2 pseudogenes are annotated in these 1,564 nt (G+C 59.4%); both read right to left on the bottom strand.

Features of this window, described 5'->3' with window-relative positions:
• Positions 1-263: 263 nt before the first annotated feature.
• Positions 264-571 (bottom strand): annotated as a pseudogene (locus NKJ37_RS31870) (type II toxin-antitoxin system RelE/ParE family toxin).
• A gap of 5 nt (positions 572-576) precedes the next feature.
• Positions 577-839: pseudogene (locus NKJ37_RS31875) on the bottom strand (type II toxin-antitoxin system ParD family antitoxin); the annotation flags it as partial.
• Positions 840-1,564: the final 725 nt, after the last annotated feature.

A 1,564-nucleotide genomic window follows, 5' to 3' on the forward strand; every position in this document is an offset into this window, starting at 1 on the left:
GTCGCCAGCGGCGAGCCGCCCTCGTTCGTGAGGCGTATATAGTCGCCACACTCGACAACTGTCAACACACATCGACAATGTTTTTTCGATTTCTCGCAGAGATATCCACCGGGCCGAAATTCATGAGTTGGCTTGGCTGAATTGTGGGCGGCGTTCTAGCGCCTACCATTCCTGTGATGCGTCCCGAGCTCGAGGCGCTGATGTGTGCCATCGCACCCGCCGCGCCTGGAGGACTGCACAGCAATTCTCCACCGAAGCGCCGTTTAGAGCCGGTCCTCGAGCAATTCCGGTGTGATGTTCCGGTCGGCGTAAAAGATGCCCAGGATCAGGACCCGCCTGCCCCCGACGGCAAAGGCAATGCTGACGCCGCGGTAGCCAACAATCCGCAACCCAGGCATGATCTCGACCCGCTCGGTGCCCGCCGTGGAAACGTCGACAGGTCGAGACAATGGTCGCGGATACCCGCAATGAAATTCCAGGCGATCGCCGGCGACGCACGTCCGGCTATGTCATCGTAGAGTTGCTCCAGCTCGGCTTCTGCCTTGGGGTGGAAGACAATCCGATACTCCACCCCGACTTGGCTTTCGCCTGCTTGGCGCGATGACGCGCCTCCAGCCGGGAGAAAACCGTTTCGGCAGGGATGCCCTTCGATGAATCCTGCCGGAGTTCAGCAGGCGCCCCGGTATCTCGTCGCGCAGCCATTTCTCCCGCTCCGCCTCGAAATCCTCAAGCGTGCGCAGGCCCGCGCCGACAACCTCGCTGGCATTACTGTAGCGGCCTGATTCGAGCTGCTTCCTGATGGAGCTCTCGTAATGGTCATTCAAAGCGTAATTTGGCATTGCCCCCTACGGGAACATGGGAGTGATCCCGAACCTGGCGACAGATGTCAGCTATTAGCAAAATTGGCTGATTCGACCATGCCACGCCTTGCGCCACTCATCCCCAGAGAATCACCCTTCACTTGATTCGACTTGATCGAGGCGTCGCTTCAACGCCCCGGGCCGTTCGGCCAACGGCACTTGCGGCTATTGCGGCGTGACACACCCAACGGCCGGCGCGATCGAAAATCCACATGCAGGTCGATTCGCGGTCCTCAGTCATTGTCATGGCCGAGGGTGGCCACAAAAGCCGGCTGAATAGAACGCCACCCCGACCCAATTCATTTCGTATTTGATTGCAAGTCATCACCGGCATCACTGACCGATGCCTGACAAGAGGATCGGATGCTTCGTCTTTTTTGCCTCCGATTCGGTTGATCCGGTCATGGCGGCGGCTGGGCACTTCACTGCCAGTCCCCTAAACGCAAACGGCCCGCGGCTGCGGGCTGTTTTGAATTAGGTTTTGTTGAGAGGCTTGTTTTGTTGTCGTAGCTTGTCGGCTGAGGCCTCTTTGTGCGCCGAGGTGCCGCGCTTGCAGGCACCATTGTCCCCCGAATGCGAACGGCCCGCTGGCTGGTGCCTGGGGACTGTTGTTTGGTGCAGATTGGTTTGCGGGGGACGGGATTGGGTTTTTTGTCCCGCAGCTTGGGCTTCGCCTTGTTGCGGGCGCCTGATCCGGGGCAATC

Origin of the sequence: Mesorhizobium sp. M0140, from assembly GCF_040322475.1 — a bacterium.
Lineage (GTDB): Bacteria > Pseudomonadota > Alphaproteobacteria > Rhizobiales > Rhizobiaceae > Mesorhizobium.